16 protein-coding genes and 1 pseudogene are annotated in these 22288 nt (G+C 65.0%); 7 read left to right on the forward strand and 10 right to left on the reverse strand.

The genetic code is table 11. The features are described 5' to 3' along the window. Positions 1-4 precede the first annotated feature (4 nt). The 3 genes from G372_RS0111050 to G372_RS0111060 all read right to left on the reverse strand — a co-directional run bounded on the left by G372_RS0111050 (position 5) and on the right by G372_RS0111060 (position 5564). Entirely contained in the window at positions 5-1132 is a 1128-nt protein-coding gene (locus tag G372_RS0111050) for a 4Fe-4S dicluster domain-containing protein (RefSeq protein WP_019624110.1), read from the reverse strand. A 19-nt stretch (positions 1133-1151) separates the two neighbouring features. Beyond that, positions 1152-4634, reverse strand: coding sequence for a molybdopterin-dependent oxidoreductase (locus tag G372_RS0111055; protein WP_019624109.1), 3483 nt, complete (start codon positions 4632-4634; stop codon positions 1152-1154). A gap of 153 nt (positions 4635-4787) precedes the next feature. Next, positions 4788-5564, reverse strand: a complete 777-nt coding sequence (locus tag G372_RS0111060; protein WP_425274050.1) for a TolB-like translocation protein — start codon at positions 5562-5564, stop codon at positions 4788-4790. 203 nt (positions 5565-5767) lie between these two features. On the opposite strand from G372_RS0111060, the gene G372_RS0111065 reads away from it, so the two are divergent. Beyond that, on the forward strand, positions 5768-7036 hold the full coding sequence (locus G372_RS0111065; protein ID WP_019624107.1) for a hypothetical protein: 1269 nt from the start codon (positions 5768-5770) through the stop codon (positions 7034-7036). 77 nt (positions 7037-7113) lie between these two features. Here the strand turns inward: G372_RS0111065 and G372_RS0111070 are convergent, their stop codons facing one another. Then, positions 7114-7533 carry a CBS domain-containing protein gene (locus G372_RS0111070; RefSeq protein WP_018863959.1) on the reverse strand — a complete coding sequence of 140 codons (420 nt, stop codon included), beginning with the start codon at positions 7531-7533 and terminating at the stop codon, positions 7114-7116. A 445-nt stretch (positions 7534-7978) separates the two neighbouring features. Here G372_RS0111070 and G372_RS0111075 point away from each other — a divergent pair, with 445 nt between their 5' ends. Beyond that, positions 7979-9217 carry an MFS transporter gene (locus G372_RS0111075; protein WP_019624106.1) on the forward strand — a complete coding sequence of 413 codons (1239 nt, stop codon included), beginning with the start codon at positions 7979-7981 and terminating at the stop codon, positions 9215-9217. Positions 9218-9400: 183 nt separating this feature from the next. Continuing rightward, the gene (locus tag G372_RS0111080) at positions 9401-10339 is read left to right on the forward strand and encodes a hypothetical protein (RefSeq protein WP_026340363.1); all 939 of its coding nucleotides are present in this window, start codon (positions 9401-9403) and stop codon (positions 10337-10339) included. A gap of 54 nt (positions 10340-10393) precedes the next feature. Here the strand turns inward: G372_RS0111080 and G372_RS0111085 are convergent, their stop codons facing one another. Both G372_RS0111085 and G372_RS14580 read right to left on the reverse strand, forming a co-directional pair. After that, positions 10394-11518 carry a site-2 protease family protein gene (locus G372_RS0111085; protein ID WP_019624104.1) on the reverse strand — a complete coding sequence of 375 codons (1125 nt, stop codon included), beginning with the start codon at positions 11516-11518 and terminating at the stop codon, positions 10394-10396. A gap of 224 nt (positions 11519-11742) precedes the next feature. After that, positions 11743-13198: pseudogene (locus G372_RS14580) on the reverse strand (AAA family ATPase). Between the two features lie 228 nt (positions 13199-13426). Between G372_RS14580 and G372_RS0111095 the strand changes: the two are divergent. Beyond that, complete coding sequence (locus tag G372_RS0111095) at positions 13427-14869, forward strand: sensor domain-containing diguanylate cyclase (protein ID WP_019624102.1); 1443 nt, start codon at positions 13427-13429, stop codon at positions 14867-14869. Between the two features lie 96 nt (positions 14870-14965). On the opposite strand, the gene G372_RS0111100 is transcribed toward G372_RS0111095, so the two are convergent. The 4 genes from G372_RS0111100 to G372_RS0111115 form a co-directional block, all read right to left on the reverse strand. After that, positions 14966-17638: an AMP-binding protein gene (locus G372_RS0111100; RefSeq protein ID WP_019624101.1), complete on the reverse strand. Its 2673-nt coding sequence runs from the start codon at positions 17636-17638 to the stop codon at positions 14966-14968. Positions 17639-17980: 342 nt separating this feature from the next. Further along, positions 17981-18313, reverse strand: a complete 333-nt coding sequence (locus G372_RS0111105; RefSeq protein ID WP_018863966.1) for an antibiotic biosynthesis monooxygenase family protein — start codon at positions 18311-18313, stop codon at positions 17981-17983. Between the two features lie 56 nt (positions 18314-18369). After that, positions 18370-18690 (reverse strand): hypothetical protein, encoded by a 321-nt coding sequence (locus G372_RS0111110; RefSeq protein ID WP_018863967.1) that lies wholly within the window; start codon positions 18688-18690, stop codon positions 18370-18372. A gap of 201 nt (positions 18691-18891) precedes the next feature. Further along, a complete protein-coding gene (locus G372_RS0111115; RefSeq protein ID WP_019624100.1) occupies positions 18892-19467 on the reverse strand; it encodes a TetR/AcrR family transcriptional regulator in 576 nt (191 codons plus the stop codon). A gap of 163 nt (positions 19468-19630) precedes the next feature. On the opposite strand from G372_RS0111115, the gene G372_RS0111120 reads away from it, so the two are divergent. From G372_RS0111120 to G372_RS0111130, 3 genes are all read left to right on the forward strand, one after another. Next, positions 19631-20455 (forward strand): class I SAM-dependent methyltransferase, encoded by an 825-nt coding sequence (locus tag G372_RS0111120; RefSeq protein WP_019624099.1) that lies wholly within the window; start codon positions 19631-19633, stop codon positions 20453-20455. Between the two features lie 352 nt (positions 20456-20807). Next, a complete protein-coding gene (locus tag G372_RS0111125; protein ID WP_038070544.1) occupies positions 20808-21338 on the forward strand; it encodes a cupin domain-containing protein in 531 nt (176 codons plus the stop codon). A 150-nt stretch (positions 21339-21488) separates the two neighbouring features. Beyond that, positions 21489-22288, forward strand: an 800-nt coding sequence (locus tag G372_RS0111130) for a hypothetical protein (protein ID WP_020008867.1), incomplete at its 3' end; no start/stop codon positions are given.

The raw sequence follows: 22288 nt of genomic DNA on the forward strand, positions 1-22288 counted from the left end.
CCTGTCAGGTGACGTTGGTCCGGTGCACGTCCAGATCCGAGTCGTACTCGACCCGCATGTAGATGGGCTCGCGCATCGGCACCCGCACCACCTCGGCACGCTTGTCGTCGTAGCCGATCACGTTCCTTCCCTCGACCTTGAAGTGGTGGATGATCTCGGGGGTGGCGCCGAACAGGAGCATCGCACCCAGCAGCTGGGGGTCTTCACTCGCACGCTTGTAGGTGTCGATGGCGTCCTCGACGCCCCAGCCGAACATCTGCCGCAGGTACTGCGGCGGGACGTGGATCGGCGGGATGTAGAAGGTGTTCGGCTCCAGGCCAAACTGGGGGTAGAGCGGCTTGCCGATCTTGGCCACATGGATCAGGTAATCCATGGGGTTGTCCTCGCGGATCTCGTCGGGCCGGGAAATGAAGCCCTGGAGCCGGATCTTGCCGATGCAGGTGATCGTGCACTGGGTCTGCCGGTTGTTCTCGATGGCCGGGTAGCAGCCGATGCACTTCTCCGACACACGCGTGACCGAGTTGAACATCACCTTCTTGTAGGGGCATCCCTTGACGCATTCCCGATAGCCCCGGCAGCGCTGCTGGTCCAGGAGAACGATCCCGTCTTCCGGCCGCTTGTAGATGGACTGCCGTGGGCAGGCGGACAGGCAGGCGGGATAGGTGCAGTGATTGCAGATGCGGGGCAGATAGTACATCCACTGCATGTGCGGCATGGTCAGCAGTGCCCCCTGCTCCATGGAGCCCGTGCAGTCGTCTTCCCCTATATTGGGATAGGCCCAGTCCTCGTCATCGGGTGTGTAGCCCAGGACAATCTCGCCATCGGGGGCCGCCTCGAACAGGGTCTTGCCCTGGTATTCGGGGCCATCCATCTCCTGCACCCCGTGCTGGTCCAGGATGTTCACATCCCAGCCCAGCGGGTAGTAGCCGTAGGGCTTGGTTTCGACGTTGTTCCAGAGCATATGCTCCTGGCCGCGGCCCGAGGTCCAGGTCGTCTTGCAGGCGACCGTGCAGGTCTGGCAGGCGATGCACTTGTTGGTATCGAAGATCATGGCGAATTGTTTCTCGGGCCGGACCCCCTCGAAGGGGTAGTCCATCTCGCGACCGAGTTGCCAGTTGTAGACGCGGGACATGGCGAGTCTCCTTGAGCCGTTATTCGTCGGTATCGCGGATGAAGTCGCCCGCGAGATAGCGTTTCATGGCGTCGCTTTCGGACGTGGGCCGCAGCCCCAGGGTCACGGGGCGCCAGGCACCCTCGCCCCCGATGCCGCCCGGTTCGGCCTTGGTGATCTTGGCCATGGCCTCGCGGGGGGCACCCGTCACGCAGTGGACATCCGCGGCGAAACCGCGGCCCTGGACATGGCTGAACAGGCTCCTCCAGACCAGACTGTTGGTCTGATGGGTGGGCTTGAGCCAGGAGCGGGTCAGGCTCTGGTGGCCGCCGTAGCGGAACATGGACTGGTAGTTGGTCTCGGGATTCTTGGCGAGACCGTCATCCCGCTCCTCGTGCCCCTTCACCGAGCCCGGGGTGGCCATGTAGCCGTTGAACCACATCCGTGTGACCCCCGGCGGCGTGCCGGGGTAGTACCGCGCCCGGGCCATGAGGCGGGCCACCTTGTAGGCCTCCTCCTTGCCCTCTTCCTGCCAGCCGCGGAACGGCAGCTCCTTGGGATCCCCGTCGATCCAGACATAGTCCCCGTCCTCGACACCCAGCTCGCGGGCATCGTCGGGGTGGATATCCACATACAGTTCGCTGGAGCCGGGTATCCGCTTGTCACGCCGGTAGATGTCGCCGAAGGGCCCGAACAGCACCATCATGTAGTCGGTGTCGATGGGCGTCGTGTGGGCGCCATGCCGATACTTCGGCGTATGGAAGATGTACCGGTAGCCGTCCCCCAGCAGCGGGTGCGTGCTTTCCAGGATCTCTTCCCCGGTGCGTACCACGTTTCGCATCTGGCGGGGCTGGTGGCCCAGATCATCCGGGTCCATGCCCCAGTCCTCCGGCACTTTGGGGCGGATCGCCGGATGGTCCTTGGCCAGGATCACGCAGGGCTCGTGGAAGGTGGAGTCCGAGGGCTCGCGATAGACGACCAGGTTCTCGCCCGCCTCGATGAACTCCTGCTCCGGACGGTAGAACTCCAGTCGCCCGGTCCTGGTGTACCAGGGCTTGGACTCGTGCACCTGCTCGTAGCTGAAGATCCGCGGGTAGGTCCGGGTATTCATCAGGGCGGGTACGCCCCGGCGGGCCAGCCCGTTGATGGTCTCGAACCGGTAGCCGCGCGTGGCCGCCGAGTAATCCAGAATCCGCTGCAGGTAGATATCCACCCTGTTGTCGGCGACGAATTTCCAGTAGTCCTCGAACCGCTGGTCCCCCGTCTCCTCGGCCAGGGCCCGGGACACCAGGAGATAGGTCTCCATGTCGTGGACGGTGCCGTAGGTGCGCCGCAGCGGCGTGGAGGGGAAGACCTGGAGGAATGGGTTGGTGTTCGAGGCGGTCATGTCCGGGTACTTGAACTCCATCCAGGAGTCCACCCCGTAGACGATGTCGCTGTACTCGCAGGACCCGGTCCACCACCAGTCGTTGTAGACCACCAGTTCCGTGTTGGGCAGCGTGTTGTTGACCACGTCATAGTGGCCCTTGGTGTTGCCCAGGCTGGAGTTGGAGTTGGCCTGCCAGATCGCCTTGGTCGGCGTGGGCACATGGTTGCCGGTGGTGATGACCTTGTCCCCGGCCTGCATGATCCGCTCGCCGTTCGACCAGTAGTGCATGGACTCGTAACGGATGGTGGAACGCCGCTTCACTTCCCCGTTCGGATCCAGCTGGATGTCGAACGGGTCCTCGGAAGTCCACTCACCGGCGCCGGAGAACAGCGTCACCCGGTAGTTGCCGGCGTAGCTGCCGATATTGCCCCCGTGGCGACCCACGCTGCCGGTCAGCGCCACCAGCATGAAGATCGCGCGGTCCTTGTTGTCGTTGTTCCAGAACTGATTCGGGCCCATGCCGCAGGCGATCAGCGTCTTGCCCGGGTGATCGGCAATATCGTTGGCCAGCCGGGTCACGGCCTCGGCGGGTGCCCAGGTGATCTTGCTGACCTGCTCGGGCTGGAGGTTCTCGTCGATGTACTGCCGGGTCAGGTCGAAGACCGGCCGCACCTGGACGGTCTCGCCGTTGGCCAGCGGCACCTCGAACTCGCCCTCCAGGGCCGGATCCATCCCCAGCTTGTCGAAGTGGTCGCCCACCTGGTCGGTGGCCACGGCGGCCGGCTTGTCCGCGTTCCGATCCCAGACCACGTAGTCCGCGAAATCACCTTTCAGGTGCGCCGGGATGTAGCGGCCTTCCTGCTGGTGGGTGAGCGGGGCCTCTTCCCCTTCCGCCAGCACATGGGTCCAGTTGTCGGGCTCCGCGTCCTGATGGTCGGGGAACACATCGGTGGCCTTCAGACGCTCCAGGGTGTCCATCCTGACGAGCGCCGGAAGATCGGTGTACCGCTTGACGAAGGACTCGTCATAACGGCCCTCCCGCATGATCACGCCGGCCGCACCCAGCGCCAGGGCCGGGTCGGTGCCGGGACGGATCACGATCACGTCATCGCACTTGTTGGCGGTGGCCGAATACTCGACGGTAACGCCGATGGTCTTGGCCCCCTTCAGCCGCGCCTCGGTCAGCCAGTGGCTGTCGGGCATCTTGGTGCAGATCCAGTTCATGCCCCAGGCGATGACCACCTCGGCGTTCTCGCAGTCATGAAACTCGAAGTCGTTAGTCTGGTCGCCGCACACCATGGTGTGCCCCGGGGGCAGGTCGGTATGCCAGGAGTACGAGTCCCAGGCACCGCTGCCCTTGGCCTCGTCGGGGTCCACGCCGCGGACGTGGTGGTCCAGCAGCGCCATGGAATTGCCCATCCGGAAGTTGCCCAGAATGCGGGTAGCGCCAAGCTTGGCCATGCCACCCCGGTACTTCATGGTCCGGGTGCCGGCGCCCTCCATCGCATCGATCATGGACGACTCGTATCCCTGGGCCTCCAGATACTGGCGGCCCTGGTCGCCGGAGTAGGTTTCCGCGATGTTCTTCAGGGCCTTCGCGTGATACTGGGCCGCCTCCTCGAAGTCGACCTTGATCCAGCCGTCCCATCCCCGGTTCAGCAACTCGCCGGGCGGTTTCCCGGTCTCCGCATCACGCGGAAAGCCCCGGTCCACCCAGTCCTTGAAGCCCTTGCGCAGGAAGGCGCCCTTCACCCGCCGGTCGCCGTACAGGCGCCGGGTCAGCACCAGGCCCTTCTGGCAGCAGCGGGGATCCCAGCGGTGGGAGGCCTGGTTGCCGTACAGGTCCGTGGCCTTGCCGTAGCCATAGGTCGGCTCGATCCGCACCAGGACCTTGTTCTTGTAATAGGCCCGGAGCAGACAGTTGTGGGTATCGTTGGGCGCGCAGGTGAAGACAAAGGAGCCGTCGGTCCGATACAGATCCCGGTACATCTGCTCCCAGTCGCGATCCGGATAATCGGCAAGCGGGTTCTCGACGCTGACCGGCGAGAGGAACCGGAACTGCGCCAGCAGCGCACCCGGGTAAGTGGCGGCACCGAAGCCGGCCAAACCGGCCAGTTGCAGAAAGCGCCGACGAGAGAGGGGGATGTCTGCCATGGTCTCACCTCCGGTCCCAAATCCGAGCCTGGTGACAACCACGATCCTCCTCGACCGCAAAACTTTTATTGATCTATCTCAAATAAAGCTTTAAATCCTTACGCGGGTCGTGGAGTAAGCGGCAAGCGCCGGATGGCCTGAAGCAGCCGGGTATTATTCCGACTTCACATCCCTGCTGGCCGGATCAAACACCCCCTGCTCCCCTCCAACGCGGAACAACAGCCTTCCATTGGCCCAGCCCAGCGCCTCGTAGCGCTGGGCCTGCGAATCCAGGTCTCCGTGAGAATCGCCCCGCACCGGAATCGCACTCGCTTCTACGGATGCTCCCAGCGCATCTCGATCCACGACGGTCAGCGTACGGTTCCCGGCAGGCCCTTCCTGAGCGAACACCACATGGCGCCCGTCTGCACTCCAGGGGCCGATCGTGACGCTGCCCCCGTATTGAAACGCGGCCGGACTTGCCTTGCTGCCGTCCGCCCGCACCAGCCAGCCGGCGCTGTGGGCCGCGCCGGTGGTGACGACGGCCACCCAGGCATCGTCCGGGGATACCTTCGCCTCCCGGAAACGTGCCGTCGCACCGAAGGCGTTCTGCTCGTCCACCTGGATGTCGCGAGGCAGGTCATCGATGCGGAGTAAGCTGGTGCCATCCGCTTTCCGGATATGCTCGTCGCCAGTCTCCAGCGAAGCCACCGTCGCAATATTGCCTCTCTTCGACGCCTGGGACGGCTCACCCTCTTCCCACGGCGCACAGCCAGCGGCAGCCGCGGTCGTGATCACAATGGCGCTGGCAACCAGCCGCACCCCCCATTGCGACCGGCGGCCCCCGCTGTACTCTCCCCCAACATGCGCGGGCGACCCGGCTCCCGCACTGCCCCCTTTTCCACTTCTCGATCGGACCGTCATCGCCCCACCCTCGGCGCACGCCTCCACCGCAGTCAACTCGCGCGCTTTCTGCACGCTGCCCCCGACCCATGGGCCCGCCGGACCCTTTGCAGGATCCGTTGGCGCTCATGGTCTCCTTCCAGGGTGCGGAAATCGCTGGACCCGGCTATCTTGTAGCGGTGGGACAGGAGCGTCCCGCCATCCGGACCCTGCAGCGTACGATCCGGATGGGCCGAAAAAAGGGAGGAAACATGCCAGGGAAATGGATCGTTGGCGGCCTTGCCGTGGTTGCCGCGGGTATCGGCTACTACCACTACGAGATTCGCCAGGTCGAGCAGAGACTCGACGATATGGTGGCAATGCTGGAGCCGGTCGGGACACTGCACTACAGCGGGGTCAATGTCGGCCTGCGCGGGGAGCTGCACGTGAACGGTCTGCTGTTCGAACCGCGCAACACCGCCATCGGGCGCACACGGGCCGACCGCGTCACGCTGGAAGCCGGCAGCCTGTGGCGGCTCGCCCGCCTGCGGCACACACTGGATGCCCGTCGCGTGCCCCACCAGATGGGCTTTTCGATCGATGGCCTGACCCTGCCGCCCGGCCTCGCCACTGGCGCGCAGGGCGACATCCCGGCCCTATGGCTCGACACCGCCGGCTGCGGCCCCTACCAGGGGGCTGCGCCGGACGCCCTGCTGTCCGCGCTCGGCTATCGCGACATCCCGCTGGACATGAGCATCCGCTACCGCCTCGAGGAGGATCGCAACCGCTTCACCGTGCACAGCAGCCTCGGCATGGGTCCGCTGGGGCTGGGCACGTCCACCGGACACTTCGAGGTCCAGGCCGCCTCGAACCGGACGCGCGATCTCGCGCCTGCCCTGATGACCGCCTCGCTCCAGTCGCTAACCGTGGATTACGAGGACCGCGGGTACTATCCGGCCCTTATGGACCTCTGTGCGGCCGAGATGGACATGGAGCGCGAGGACTATCTGGAGCACCACAAGGCCGCCTGGGTCGAGGCCTGGCGTCCGTTCGGTGTGCAGCCGGGTCCCGGCATGGTCGAGGCCTATGGCCACTTCATCCAGGAACCTCGGGGCTACTCCCTGCACATCGGCCCGATCGACAACCCCGCCCTGCTCTGGGCCAGCCTCGATTCCCCAAACCAGCTGCTGCGACGGATCGAGTCCAGCCTGAGCGTGGGGGAACGGCACTTCGGCCCGCTGGATCTCCGCCCGGTCGCGCCGCGTCCAGCCGGAACGCCCGCGGTGCCCGACAGGCACACGCCACGAATCGACTCGGCCGGGGCCGGCGAGCCTTCGCTGGCCTCGACCATCGCGCTAAACGCGCTGGGCGACCACGTCGGCCGGAATCTCCGGATCACCCTCGCCGACGGGCGTGCCCGCAATGGCGAACTGCTCGCCGTCGAGAACGCTCACATTCGCATACGCAGACGCTTCGGCAGCGGCTACATGGTGGTGCCGATCGCGCTGTCCGACATCGCGGAGGTACGCCCGTTGCACTAAAGCCTCGGGCGCAGACCCGCGCAAGCCCGGGTGGAAGCTGAAACGCCACGGTGATTCTTGACGTCCCGGCACCGGGGTCATCCAGTAGATGTGCCCCCGCCGCGGACGATCTCGATCAGCGCATTCAGGGCGTCGCTGGCTGTGAAGATCCCCAGAAACCGACCGTCTTCATCATTGACGATGACACTGCCAATCTTCTTGTCGGACATGGCGTATGCGACCTCGTCCAGGGGAGTAGACGCCACCACCGTCAGCGGATCGTCCGCCATGATGTCGGACACCCTGACCTGGTTGATTTCCGTGACCGGCAAACCCAGCACAATGCGGACATCCCGGTCACTGACTACCCCCACTACCGCATCGCCACGCACGACCGGAAGATGCCGGACGCCATGCTGTTCCATCAACGCCCGAAGATCGCCGATGGTCATGTCTTCGTTCGCGGTGATCGGGTCGGGGGTGGTGAACTCCTCCACCGGTACACTCGTCGGCACCATCTTCAGGTCTCCTGTAATCATCGGCGGGCAACGGGTCCGGCCAGCCTTCGAACCCAATCTACCAGATACCGGCGAGGCCATCGGAACAGGCCCCACCGAGGTGGTTACACAGCACCCTGCAACGTCCCGGTGCACCGACGCCGCAACCCAGTGCACATCCCGGACCGCTGGGCGGCAACACGGGCTGCTGGACTGACCAGATCCCCACACTTGAAGGGACGGATGCCCGATCCACATACACCGGCTGTGCCGGGGAACCCTGTACCGATTCTTCACTGTGCCAGCAGAGCAGCTTGTGCAGCCCGATGCCGCCTCTCGCAGCCCCCCGCAGCCCTGCCACTCCGGCAGGCCCGCCGCCTGCCCGGTATCCAGCCGATTTGACTAGCGCCCTGTCCCGCGCCAACCCTTGTCTGAGTGCTTCCGGAAAACTTGCCAGGCGGCCCTCATGACCGAGACCTCAGACATACGCAGAAAGGGCTTCATCGCCCACATGGCGACCGTCTTCATCAATGCCCTCAACGACAACTTCTTCCGGCTGGTGGTCATTTTCATCGCCATCCGCCAGTTCGTCGCCGAGGGGGAAGGCACCTTCTACTACAGTCTCGTCGGTTTCGTCTTCCTGCTGCCCTTCGTGCTGTTCTCGCCCTGGGCAGGCTACATCTCGGACCGCTACAGCAAGAAAGTCGTGATCGTCACCACGCGTCTGGCCGAGGCCGCGGTACTACTGGCCGCCGCGCTGATGCTGATCACCGAAAACTTCATCGGCTTGTTGGTGACCACGTTCCTGATGGGCCTGCAGAGCACGTTCTTCAGCCCGTCCAAATTCGGCATCCTGCCGGAGATCGTGCGCTACCAGCAGCTCTCGCGCGCCAACGGGCACATACAGTTGTGGACGTTCCTGGCCATCATCCTCGGGACAGCACTGGCCGGCTTCGTGATGGAGTTCGCTGGCGAGGACCTGTGGATACCGGCTGCACTCATCGTGGCACTGTCCCTCACTGGCCTGGTGACGAGCTTCTTCATCACCCCGACCGGGGCCACCGACAACCCCGCACCGTTCCGAATCAACCCGCTTGCGACGATCGTGCAGTCCATCAACGAGATTCGCCCGCATCGAGTCCTGTTCCTGGTGATTCTCGGCATCGCGTGGTTCTGGACGCTGGGCACGCTGTACCAGCTGAACGTCCCCCTGTTCGCAGAAATCCACCTGGAGCTCGGCGAGCTTGCAACCGGCATCATCCTGACCACGCTGGCGCTCGGCATCGGTGCCGGCAGCATCCTGGCCGGCTATCTCTCGCGCGGGACCATCGCCATGCACCATGCCCCGGCCGGAATGATCGCCGCAGCCCTGTTCAGCGCACTGCTGTACTTCGCCGCCGACAGTTACCAGGCAACCCTGGTGCTCATGGCCCTGCTGGGTGTCGCCTCCGGATTTTTCATCGTGCCGATCACGGCCTACCTGCAGGGCCACAGCCCCGCCGAGCGACGCGGCCGGTTCATCGCCGCCAGCAATTTCCTGGCGTTCGCCGCGATGCTGGTGGCCCCGGTACTGTTCTGGCTGCTCACCGGCCCGGCAGGCATAACACCGGCACTGGTCTTCGTGACTGGCGGGCTGGCTTCGCTACTCGTCGGACTGGCGTCCTGGCGGCTTTATCGCCGGCACCACGCAGAAGCGAATACCTGACACCGCCAGACATCGGCAACGTACTTCGAATCCGGGCCGCTCGAGCGAACTTCGAACATCCGGGCCTGCCGGTTCTTCCAGTCAGCGTGACCGGACCTCGTTCGTGCTTACCGCGTCGCACAGCAGGTACTGGCACTTTCCGCCGGCCTTGACCAATCTCACCGTATGGACACGGAACAACCCTTGTGCCTCCACCTGCCGCCGGGACGGTCACCCCCGCGGCGTAGCCGCCTGATTTCGGCCGTGCTGGCCCTGGCGGTATTCGGCGGCGCGTGGGTCCCGGCGTCTGCCCTCGAGTACGGACCACTCCCGGAGCGAATCGAAGACGCAACCGCAGGCATCGAGCGCACGCCTCTGGATGCCGAACCCATACGGCTGGACTCCGATCAGGATAACGACACCGTCATGGTCCGGGTGGACGCCATCCTCGAGCATCCCTTCCATCAGGTGTCCCAGGAATTCCGGTCCGCGGCCGTATGGTGCGAATCCCTCTTCCTGCATATCAATGTGAAGGCCTGCGTCCACCACGGGGACGGCGAGCGGTCCGGCATCGAACTCTACATCAGCAGAAAGCGCTTCCAGCGCCCGGAAAACGCCTATCGGATGGACCTGGACTTCCGGGTCCAGATCGCCGAGGAGGACTATCTGGCCGTGAAACTCGCAGGGGACCGGGGGCCCTACGGCACCCGGGACTACCGCATGACCCTGGAGGCCGTGCCTCTGGATGCCGAGCGGACCCTGATCCACGTTCGGCATGCCGTTGATTACGGAGCCCTGGCCCGGGGTTTCCTGAACCTCTATCTCCGCTTCGGCGGCGGGGATCGGGTCGGCTTCACCGTGGTGGGGGAGGATGACGCCGGGAGGCCGATTTACGTCGACGGTCTGCAAGGTGTCATCGAGCGCAACGTGATGCGCTTCTACCTGGCATTCCAGGCCTATCTGGAGAGCCTTGAGTTCGCGGAAGAGGACCGTCTGGCGTTCCGCATGGCGCGCTGGTTCGAACTGACCGAGCGCTATCCCGAACAGCTGCGGGAGCTGGACGAGAACACCTACCTCCGGCAGAAGGAGATGGAATGGCGCGAACAGCAAAGCCTGCAAGTACAGCGCGACGACCGCAATTGATCCTCTATCCGCCTCCTCGGTCTCTCCGAGGGAAACCTCAAACCAACGGCCTCCCTAGCGGTGGAGCTCCATGTGCATCTCGATACTGCGCAGGAGCTGCTGGCGATCGATCCAGCCGATGGCCCGGCCGGATTCCTCCATCACCGGGATCTGGTTGAGATTGCGTTCGCTCATAACCTGCAGGACTTCCTCAGCCTTCGCATCCGGCGCAACACGGCGCAGTGAATCCTCCGGAGTCATGATCTCGGTGACCCGGGTATCCGCCCATCGGTCCCGCGGCACCTTGCGGCTGTCGCTCAGGGTCACCAGCCCCAGGACCCGCTCCGGCCTGCCGACCAGAAACGAGCGGCGGCCGCCCGGGAGGACGAACCGGTTGATCCACTCCTCAATGGACGCATCCGGGTTCACGAAAGGCGGCTCCGGATTGGCCAGATCCCGCGCCCGCACATCCGCCAGTCGCTCTCGCATGTCATACATCCGGCCCTGCGCCTCGGCCATGTTCAGCAGGAACCAGGCAATCAGCATGATCCAGAGGCCTCCGATCAGGTTGCCGATCACGACGAGATTCCAGAAGGCGAAGGCAAACAGGAGAAATGCCACCATCCGCCCACCCCAGACCGCAGCCTCTATGGCTCTACGCGCATCACCGGTGAGCTTCCATATCACCGCCCGGAACACCCGCCCCCCGTCGAGCGGGAACCCGGGTATCAGATTGAACACCGCCACGATCATGTTGATCAGCGCGAGCCAGCCCAGCGCCACCGGCACCGGTTCGTACCAGTCAGCAGTCGCCGATGCGAGGGCCCAGAAGGCCACTGCCAGGGCGGCACTCACCGCCGGGCCGGCAATAGCAATCCAGAACTCGTCTTCTGCCCGCTCGGTATCCCGCGTCATCTGGGCCAGGCCGCCGAAGATGAACAGGGTGATGGATTCCACCGGTACACCCCGACGGAGGGCCACCACGCTGTGGCCCAGCTCATGGGCAAGGATCGATGCAAAGAACATCAGGGCCGTTACCACTGCAGTGCCGATCACCATCGACAGGGTCCACGCTGGATAGTGGTAGTGGAAGCCCGTGCTCATGGTCACCAGCAACAGGATCAGGATAAATACCCAGCTGATGTGGATCTGGATGCGGATGCCGCTAATGTGGCCAAGAACCAGGACCGCTTTGAACATTCTTCCGCTCCTTGGGAAACACTGATCAATGTACACGCTCGCGCTCGAGTCGCTCTTGCGTGCGAACAAGGCGCGGTGACGGCCGTGCAGTCATTCTGCACGAGGGAGCCGGACCACCCGGCCCGCCACCCGCCAGACGGCGCCTTTCCTGACCTCTCCCGCCAATCGGCCTGGGCCGAGACTCCACCCCGAGTTCCGGTTTCGGCGGGCCAGTGGTTCGGTTCCTAGTCGGGCCCCTTCGGCGACCCGCTTGCGGTACTCCCCGCCGCCTCTGGCCTGGAGGCATTGATCGCTCGCTGGAACACCCAGCTCTTGATCTCGCGGATCTGCTCCACCATGGTCCGCGACAGGGGCACTGTGTTGATCACGTTGCGGATTACGTCGCGCTGATTGAACAGCCGCCCTTCCCGGTAGGCATCGATGCGCGCCGACTTTACCGCCTGTTCAATCTCGGCCCCGCTCCAGTCCTCGGTACTGGCCGCCATGTAATTCAGGTTGAAGTCCTCGATGTTTCCGCCATAGCGCTCGACGTGGATGCGCAGGATCTCCTTGCGCTCCTCCGCCTGCGGCAGGTCGAGGAAGAACAGCTGGTCGAACCGACCCTTGCGCATCAGTTCCGCCGGGAGCTGCTGGATGCGGTTCGCGGTGGCCGCCACGAACACCCGGGGCGACTTCTCCTGCAGCCAGGTCAGAAAACTGGAGAAGATGTTCACATTGCCGGTCCGCGATCCGCGTGGCCCTTGCAAAGGCATATTCCGGCGTGCCGAAACTGCCCGACAGCACCAGGCTCATGTCCAGCCGTACCAGCGGCAGCCCCCAGGCGGTCGCGATCGCCTTGGCCGCCATGCTCTTGCCGCAGCCGCTCACCCCCATAAACAGCACACCGGCCGGAAGCGGCACGTCGTCGCGCCAGGCCTTCTCGGTAAACAGATCCGCACGGGTGCGCACCCAATCCTTCAGGTTCTCCAGGCCACCAATATCGTCCAACGAACGCTGCGGCGGGTAGAACTGCAGGCAGCTCTCCTTGCGCAGTATCTGGCCCTTCTCCTCCTGGATCTCCGCCAGCATCTCGGCCTCGGGCATGGGCTTGCCGCGGAACAGCCGTGCACTCAGGTGCCCGACCTCGTTCAGCGACAGCCCGCGCATGCCCGCCGCCAGGCGGAACAACTGCTCGCGCGAAACCTCGGAGGCGCCAGTCACGACCTCCAGCTGTTCCAGGACCTCTTCCTCCGACGGCAGATCCACCTCGATCAGGAAGACCTCCTTCTTCAGGATCTCCGGCAGCTTCAGCAAAGGACAGCTGAGAAACACCACATCCCGGCCGTTCTTCAGTCGGTAGTACAGGTCACGCACCCCGCGTACCAGCGCCGGATTGCCCTCGAACCAGGTGGGCAGGTCCTTCAGCAACACCATCCGCGGGCCCTCGGCACGCCCCGTTGCGGCGCGGGCAACCGCCTGCAGCGGATCGGTCGTCGGCGCATCCGGGGCGTCGCCATCAAATCCGGTACTCGCCGACCAGACCTCGAGGTGTCCCTCCTCGCCGTAATACGAGCGTGCAACCGCCCCCAGCAGCCGCTCCATGCGGTCCTCGTCCCAGCCCTGGAGGTAGAACACCGGGTAGCGCGACTTGAGTCCGCGCAGGATCTTGCGCACCGTGCGATCTTGAAGCGCTGTTGCCATTCACTTCCCCCGTTACGGCACCCGCTTGTGCCGGCTGCATGTGTGACAGACCCGTGATGGCCTTGGTGTCGCCCTCCCCGCATCAGGTCCGCGGAAATGTGCCTCGCCTGTGCTATTACTTATACAAGTAGCACCCAGCGATTGTCGCATCTCATGCTTGCCCCGACCGGGGGTTCAGGCATGCTGGAAAAAACGGGCGCGGTTGTTCGCCCGACCAGGGGGGTATAGATGGCGTTGGAAGACCAGGACCACTTCAACGCATTGATCGTCGACAATGCAGCGGTCTGGATCAATTCTCTGGATGTAGAGGGTCGTATCACCTTCTGGAACCGTGCAGCCGAGCGCATCAGTGGCTATTCCCGCGAAGAGGTCCTCGGGCACGCCATGATCTGGGAGTGGCTGTACCCGGACCCCTACTACCGCGAGGCGGTGTTTGCCCGCGCCCGCCAGATGATGCAGCAGGGCGAAGGCCTGCAGGGATTCGAGACCACCATCCGCACGCGCTCGGGCGACGAGCGTACGCTGGAGTGGCACTCCGAACAGCTGTTCGACGCGAACGGACGGTTGCTCGGGGCCAGCTCTGTGGCGCACGACATCACTGCTCGTCGGCGTCTGGAGGCCGCGCATGACCGGCAGCATCGCTTGCAGCGCCTGATCGCCGAGATTTCCGCCGAACTGATCAACATCACGGCCGACCGGATCGACACCGTTGTCGAAGAAAGTCTCGCCCGGCTGGGCATGTTCTTCGCCCTTGGGCGAGCTTACGTGTTTCGCTTCGATGTCCGCGCCGGGCAGATGAGTCTGGTGAGCGAATGGTGCGCGGATGACGTCCAGGCCTACCGGGACCACCTTCAGGCGATTCCGCTGGAGACACACAGCTGGGTCACCTCGCAGGTGCTCGCAGGAAAGGTGGTCCACATACCCGACGTCGACCAATTGCCGCCAGAGGCCAAAGTAGAGCAGGCCGAATTCCGTCGCGAGCATATCCGGTCTCTCCTGCTGATCCCGCTGATCAGTGACCAGAAGGCCTTCGGAATGGTCGGGTACGATGCTGTGGAACAGCCTTACCGCTGGGCCGAGGAGCAGATTACCGCGCTGCGGCTCGTCGCGGACATGATCGCCGGCACCCTGGCGCGCAAGCAGGTGGAACAGGAACTGGCCCGTCAGGCACGAATCGACGGGCTCACTGGCCTGGCCAATCGGCGCGAGCTTGATGACCTGCTGGAGCGCGAGTGCGCGGCACGGCGCGAACGTTCGCTCTCGCTGCTGATGATCGATATCGACCATTTCAAGCCGTACAACGACGCCTTCGGGCACCAGGCGGGGGATGACTGCCTGCGCGCGGTTGCGGACGCCATTCGCTCCGTACTGAACCGCCCCTCGGATCTGGGCGCCCGCTACGGCGGCGAGGAATTCGCCTGCGTGCTCGCCGATACCGACCCCGAAGGCGGGCTGCAGGTAGCCGAACGCATCCGCGAGGCAGTCTCCGCGCTCGAGCTGAAACACCCGGAGAGCGCCGAACCACACGTCACGATCAGTATCGGCATATGCAGCGTGCACACCCGCTGGCCGATCGAACCCAGGGCCCTGATCCGCCAGGCGGACGAAGCGCTGTACCACGCGAAACGGGCCGGCCGAAATCGAGTCGAGGCGCAGACACTACGACGCTAGATGTGATCTCTCAATAGGTTGTCCACGGGGCGCCTCCGATGAACGGCCCGCAAGCGCGATATGCCCCCATGGCGCCGCCTCGCCTCGTATGAGCCACTACCGCTCGTCTTCGGCCGCGGGCTCCCCTCCCAGGTCCCCGAGTGCGGCCTGAAGGGTCTGCACGATCTCGCGCTCATCCTGGCCGCAGGCATCGACCGAAATCGGCTCGCCAATGATCACGCGCACCTTCTTGCCAGGCCGCGGGAAGATCCGACCCGGGGCCATCACCTCGCGGGTCCCCTCGATCCATATCGGCACCACCGGCACGGGCTGCGCTGCGAGCACCAGCCCGATGCCGGGCCGCAGGCGCTGGAGACTGCCGTCCGGGGAACGCTGCCCTTCCGGAAACCAGACCAGGCTATGGCCACGCTGCACCGTAGCGGCAGCCTGCAGGAGACTGCGCCGCGGTGCCGCGGCGGGATCCACCGGCAGAATGCGCGCGATGCGGCTGAACGCGCGGGAGAACCGGTTGGAAAACAGATAGGCCTCCAGACCCGCCCAGTACAGCGCCTCCAGCTGCCGCGTGCTGAACGCCGGCAGCAACGCCAGCGGGTCCACGAAGCTCAGATGGCGCGGCGCAAGGATATGGGGACCCGCGTCCGGATCGGGGAGACGGCCCTGCACCTCCACCCGCATCAACAATCGGGCCAGCAGCCGCGCACCCCCGAGGAGCAGACGCCCGGCCACCCGGCCGGCCGTCCCTGGTGGCTCCAGAGCACGCTGCTGGACGGAGTCGAGGGAAGCCTCGGGATCCTGGAGCTGCTGCTTGAGCTCCCCTCGCCCTTCCTTCGCCTCCGCGGCTCCGGCCGCCTCCTTCAGCAGGTCACGCACCGTTTCCACACGCTCGATCGCCGAATCGTCGAGGTCGATGGCGGCGCGGTCCTCCAGCGCAAGCGTCAGATCCACCCAGTTGAGCGAATCGATCCCGAGTTCGTCTGCCAGCATGCTGTCCGGCGTCAGACGCAGGTCATGAAACCGTTCGGCGAGATAGGTCCATGTCTGCTCCGCTGCAGGATCCGACAGCAGCTGCTGGTCTTCCGGCGCCCAGGATTCCGGCGAAACCGGCTCCGGCCGCGCCTCGGAGACGGTGTCCTCCCGGCCCAGCTCCTCGAACAGCTCTTCCAGCTTGTGCCGACGCAACTTGCCCAGGCGCGTGCGCGGCAACGGGTCGAGCGCAACGCGCACCGTGCCCGGGCGATGATGGCTTGGCAGTTCCTTCGCCGCCCGGTTCACCGCCTCCTTCAGGCGCTTCTCGAGATCGTCGCCGGTCACCTCGCGCAGCAGACCCGATTCGGGCACAACGACAGCGGCCAGGCGATCTTCGTGCGCCAGAACCCCGGCCTCGCGTACGTCGTCGATCGTCTTCAATGCATCTTCCACCCGTTCCGGGTCAACGTTCTCGCCGCCCGAGAGGACGATCATCGAAGATTCCCGCCCGTGCAGGTGCAGATAACCGTCATCGTCGATCTCGCCGGTATCGCCGGTGCGGTACCAGCCGTCTTCGTCCAGGGCTTCCTTGGTCTTGTCCGGCAGGTTCAGGTAGCCGGAGAACACGTTCGGCCCGCGCGCCATCACCTCGCCACGCCCGTCGCCAGACTGCGAATCGTCGATCTTGAGCTCGACTCCGGGCAACGGCAGACCGGCGGCCTCGATCTTGAGCCGATCCGGCGGGTTGTAGGTCAGGATCGGGGAGGTCTCGCTGAGGCCGTAGCCGGTCGCCACGTCCCAGCCCAGCGCCTGCAGGTTGCGCGCCAGCTCCGGATCGAGCGCCGACCCGCCAGCGACGACCAGCCGCAGGCGCGGGGCCAGGCGACTGTGCAGGCCCTTCAGCAGCCTCCGGCCGAGGTTGAGACCGAGCCGGCGGCGCGCCAGCCTGGAGACACCGATGATCCGCCGGAACACGAACGCCGCCAGCCCGCCGCGCCCCGCGACCCGATCTTCCAGGGCCTGCCACACAGCCTCGTACAACCGCGGCACCCCAAGCATCACCGTGGCCTCGCCCTCGCGAAGCGCGCGCACGATCTGCGGACCCACCAGCGAGAACGGCACGATGATCGTCGCGCCCAGGGTCAGCGGAATCAGGATGCCCACGGTAAACGGATACACATGGTGAAACGGCAGGGGCACCAGCACCCGATCGCGATCGTCCGCGAGCTCCTGGTCGCACAACGCCTCCACGTTGCTGCTCAGATTGGCATGCGTCAGCGGGACCCCCTTCGGCGGCCCCGTAGTACCAGAGGTATAGAAGATCGCCGCGATATCATCCGGGCCCGCAACCGGGTCTGCCGGCTCCTTCGCGAGAAGCCCCTCCCAGGTATCCGCGGCAGCGGCGTCCGCATCGAACAGGTAGGTGCGTACCTCGCCAAGTGCCTCGGGGAGCCGGTCCCTGAGCTTCGTGGTGGTAAAGATGAAACGCGGTGCGGAATCCGAAATCGCGTGGTCCAGGTCCTCGCGCGGCATCTGGGTATCCAGGGGCACCAGGACCGCACCGGCATTCATCACGCCCAGGGCCGACACCACCCACTCGGCGCTGTTGGGAGCCAGGATCAGGACCCGGTCGCCCTGCTCGACTCCGGCCTGCTGCAGCCCGGCGGCCAGGCGCCCCGCCCGTTCGAGCAGTTCCCCCCGCGAGAGGGCATCGGAGCCATCGCGGCTCATGGAGACGACCGCGTCCTGGTCCTCGCGAACGGAACGGGAAGACAGCAGTTCCCCGATGGTTTGCGCGCTCATCCTGAAATCTCCCGTACCAGAGCCTGCTCGCCCCGTCAGGCCGTGAGGCGGCGGCACAGCAGATTCGCCAGCAGCGCCTCGCGGCGTTCAGCACTGTATCGAGGAATGATTCGCCGTCTCTGTCATCCCCTCGAGTCTGGGAGCATAGAACACAGAGGAGGATCTCGAGTTTCACAATCCCCGTTCTGGCCGGACTGGCGAGGGCGCCAGGCCCTCAAAGCCCCGCGCCTTGAGGGCCTGACAGAACAAGAAATCACGGGTGTCCTCTTCCCCTCGGGGTTAGCGGGCATCCCGACCGATCTCCATCGGGCCCAGACCTGAGGCTTCCCCACGACCGAAGCGTCAGGGAATACTTGTGTCGTCCGTTCCGGGTGGGTCGACGCGCCATTCGGCGTCCGCGAATTCGCCAATGACCCGCACGTCCACGCACGCCGCCTGCTCTGCGATGATGCGGCGCACATTCTCCGGCTGGTCCGCCTCCATCGCATCGCGCTGATCCTTCGATTCCCAGTGCGCGATGGCCAGAAGTACATGCGGGTCGCCAATCTTCCGGTGCAGCCGGGTGCCACGGGCGCCGGGGGCCTGCTGGATGATGCGGCTGGCCCGCACCCAGGCATCGGCGTACTGCTCGGCGGAACAGCCCGGCCGGAGGTGGATCTCGAACACGAAGATCATCCGCTTCCCTTCACTGCGGCGGGCCCTGCCGGTACCCGCCCTGCGCCCTGCAGCGCTCAGTCGTGGAAGATGATGCGGGCGCCGGAGGGGTCAATATCAATACGAGAGCTGGAATACTCGCAGGCGTCCGCGATGTCCTTCAGCTTTGGCATGTCGTTGAGCTCGGCCAGTTTCCGCAGCAGGCCACCACCTTCGCAGTTACGCTGCATCCCGCTGTCCGGCTCAGCTGTGCACCCGAACTCGCTTCCATCCACCGACCAGTCCATACCCGATGGCATCATCAAAACCACCGGCTCCTCGTGCATCACCTGGAATTTCACTCGTCCCGCGTTTCGTCCGTCCTGCCAGTCCACGGTCGGGATGTTATCGCTGGCCATGAGGTCACTCCTTCCCGGTATCCCGGGCAGTCTCACGAGGCCGTTATGGATCGCGTGTGACATTCCCCGGTCTTCCCTCTGACGCTAGACCGCCTTCCGACAGTCCACAAGCAGCGCCACCCCGTTGTCGGGCCTCGCGAGCTCATTTCGAGACGCAATAATCATGTCTGTCGCCTTTCTATCCCCTGGCTACGGCAACGTTTACGACCGCATTGCGTTTTCAATCAGCGCTGCCATCTCGTTGCCAACGTCTGCGATGGTGGTGGTGTTCCGTTCGCTGCGGGCAAGGATCAAAGCCCCTTCCAGACTGGAGATGATGGTCCGGGCCAGGGTGACGGCTCGCGCCGGCCTGATACCCGCCGCTACGAGCGCATCCCGATACATCGCCATCCATTCCTCGAAGCTGGCCTGACAGGCTTCCGCGAGCGCGGACTCCTCCTCCGGCATATCCAGCACGATGGGCGCTACCGGACATCCGAACGCGTAGCCGGACTCGCTCATCTCGCCCGCCGCCGCCTGAAAGAACCTGCGAATACCCTCAGCCGGGCCATCGGCGGCTTCCAGACAGCCCCGCAGGACCCGGCTGGCCTCCTCTACGCCGGCGCGCACCGCTTCCAGAACAAGGTCCGTCTTCCCACCGGGAAAGTGAAAATAGAGCGATCCACGCGGCGCGCCACTGGCCTCGAGGATATCGTTCAGGCTCACACCATGGAGGCCGCGCGCCTGGATCAGGCGGGCGGTTGTCTCAATCATCCGCGTACGCGTGTCGGTTGCCATGCCGTTTTTCTACCATCCTTGACGAACTATGACGATCGGTCTACATACTCATACGAGCGCTCGCGTCACCGATCGGCCGAGGGGCAGGGATCATCCCGCCATGCGGCCAACCGATCTCGGTGGACCGATACCACCGGCATGCCCACGAATCCGGGAGGCCACCATGAACGAACAGGCCACTCAGCCCGCCGCCATCAAGCCGCATCACGAATTCGCCGCCCAGATATGGGATCGCGGCGGACCGGACTACGACAACATCAGCTTCGGTGTCTCGGATGCCCTCGCCCATGCCGCCCAGCGGCTCAACCCGCAGCCCGGCGACGAGGTTCTGGATGTGGCCACCGGCACCGGCTGGACAGCCCGCAATGTGGCGCGCTCCGGTGCTCACGTCACCGGGACCGACATCGCCTCAAACCTGTTACGGGCCGCTGACGCGTTGTCCGGGCACTTGCAGCCGGCCATCAGCTTCCAGCGAGCCGACGCCGAGGACCTCCCCTTCTCGGACGCCAGCTTCGACGGCGTGATCTCGACCTTCGGGGTCATGTTTGCGAGTGATCAGGCGCGGGCCGCCCGTGAACTGGGGCGCGTTTGCCGCAAGGGAGGCCGTCTGTCGCTGGCCGTCTGGGCCGCCGGCGGAACGGTTCAGGATTTCCTGGGGATCATTGGCCAGCACAGTGGCGCGCCTCCACCCGATCCGTCACCGCTGGCCTGGGGGGACCCCGACCATGTCCGAGACCTGCTGGGCGAGGACTTCGAGCTGTCGTTCGAGGAGGGCGTCAACCATCACTACTTCGACTCTGTCGACGATGCCTGGGCTTGGTATGCGCGTGGATTCGGGCCAATGAAGCAGGTCATCCATGACCTGCCCGCGGACCGCCAGGCCGCGTTCCGCAGAGATATCGATCGTTATCACGGCAAGTTTGCAGGTGATACCGGCCTGCACATCCGCCGCGAGTACCTGGTCATCATCGGCAGGCGCAAAGGCTGAAATACGGCCGCCCCAACCCGTGCAATCGGTCCCTCGGTACCGCCCGGCAGCCGGGACATCGGGCTCAGACTCGGACTTTTGATCCCCACGCCGCGCCCGGCGAGCAATTGGCAGGGCATGACCGCGCTATCCCTTTTGCATTCGGCCCCTTGCACTTGCTTTTCTCCGCTATTGCAGGTGGTCAGGGTGACCAAGCCCCCAATTGTATTCGTCGAAAGCCCAGTAGTATCGTCACCTTATAGGCATCCCACCGAGCGGCGCGGTGTGCGCGGTGCAGGCGAACGCCAGGGCGTTTCGGATCGTGGGACCGGTTGGAGTTCGTGATCCCTCGGGCGGGATGAGGAGCAGGACAATGCGGCACAAGACCTCACATTGTTCGATGGTCGGTCTCGCTGCGCTGGCCTGTTTCGCCATGCCCGTCGTGGCCTCCGGGGACGGCCCGCCGCCGATTCAGGTCAACCCGATAGGCGTCGAGCGCGGTGCGTTCACCGATGACGTCTCGATCACGCTCGAGATGAAGGCCGAAGGCGAAGATGACACGCAGGTGATGCACCTTGAGGATGTCTCACATCTCGTCCTGGCCGAAGTGGTTGTGCAGCCGGGCGCTATATTCCCCTGGCACACTCACCCTGCGACCACCATCTCCATCATTGAGGAAGGCGAACTCATTTACGTGACGGAGGAGTGCACCGAGCGCCACTACCCGGCCGGGACGGCGAACGTCGACAGCGGCGAGCTGCACACCGCATACAATCCGAGCGATACCGAGGAGTTGGTCCTGCTCGCGGCGATGATGGGCGCGCCCGCCAGCGGCCCCCTCACTGTTCCCGTCAGCCAGGAAAAGTCAGATGCGCTCGACGACAAGTGCGGCATCGAGCGCTGATCTTCGGGGGGGCGCCCTGCTCGGCGTAGATCCGCAAAGATCCGGGGCAGACTACGCTAAGAACGGATCCACCGGGTAACTCCCCCAAATCGCCGCGAACCCCCGATATCCTCCCGGGGACGGGTACAGCCCATCGGACAGGAGAAGCGCATGCTTCGCATCGCGGCTGTGTTGTTGCTGGGCCTCGTGCTGATTGCCGGCTACATCGGCATCCAAGGCTGGGAGGCAACGCGCGTGCTCCAGGACATCGAGGCTGGCGCGGGGCCGAGCGCGCTGAAGGACCGCACGCCCGAACCCACACGCGAAGCGCTTACGCTCGCGACCGACGAAGGGGACATCGCAGCCGACCTCTATCATCCCCGGCAGGACGTGGGGGCCCGCATTGTCCTCGTGCCGGGCTTCACGCCGCAGGGCAAGGACGACCGCCGGCTGGTGCAACTCGCCCATACGCTGGCGCGGGCGCGCTTCCTGGTGCTGGTGCCCGACCTGCAAGGCACGAAAGACCTCAGCGTGCGGACCGAGGATGCCGCTGCCATCGGTGATGCCGCGGCCCTCCTGTCCCGCCTGGAGGTGGACGGCGCACCGGATCAACAGGACGTGGGGGTCGCGGCGATCTCCTATGCCGTGGGCCTGGCGGTGCTCGCGACACTGACACCGGAGGGCGAACAAGCCATCGACTTCCTGGTCGGGATTGGCGGCTATTACGACACGGAAAACGTCATTACCTTCGCCACCACCGGGGCCTTCCAGGACCCCGCAACGGGCCGCTGGAAGACGCGGACACCCGACCCGCAGGCAAAGTGGTTCTTCCTGCACGGCAATCTGCACATGCTCGACAGGCGCGAAGACCGCGCCATACTCGAAGAGATCGCCCGCCGGCGCATCACCGACCCGGAGGCCCCCATCGACGACCTGGCTGACGCACTCGGGGACGAGGGGCGAAGCCTGCT

It is taken from the genome of Thioalkalivibrio thiocyanoxidans ARh2, from assembly GCF_000385215.1.
Taxonomy (GTDB): domain Bacteria; phylum Pseudomonadota; class Gammaproteobacteria; order Ectothiorhodospirales; family Ectothiorhodospiraceae; genus Thioalkalivibrio; species Thioalkalivibrio thiocyanoxidans.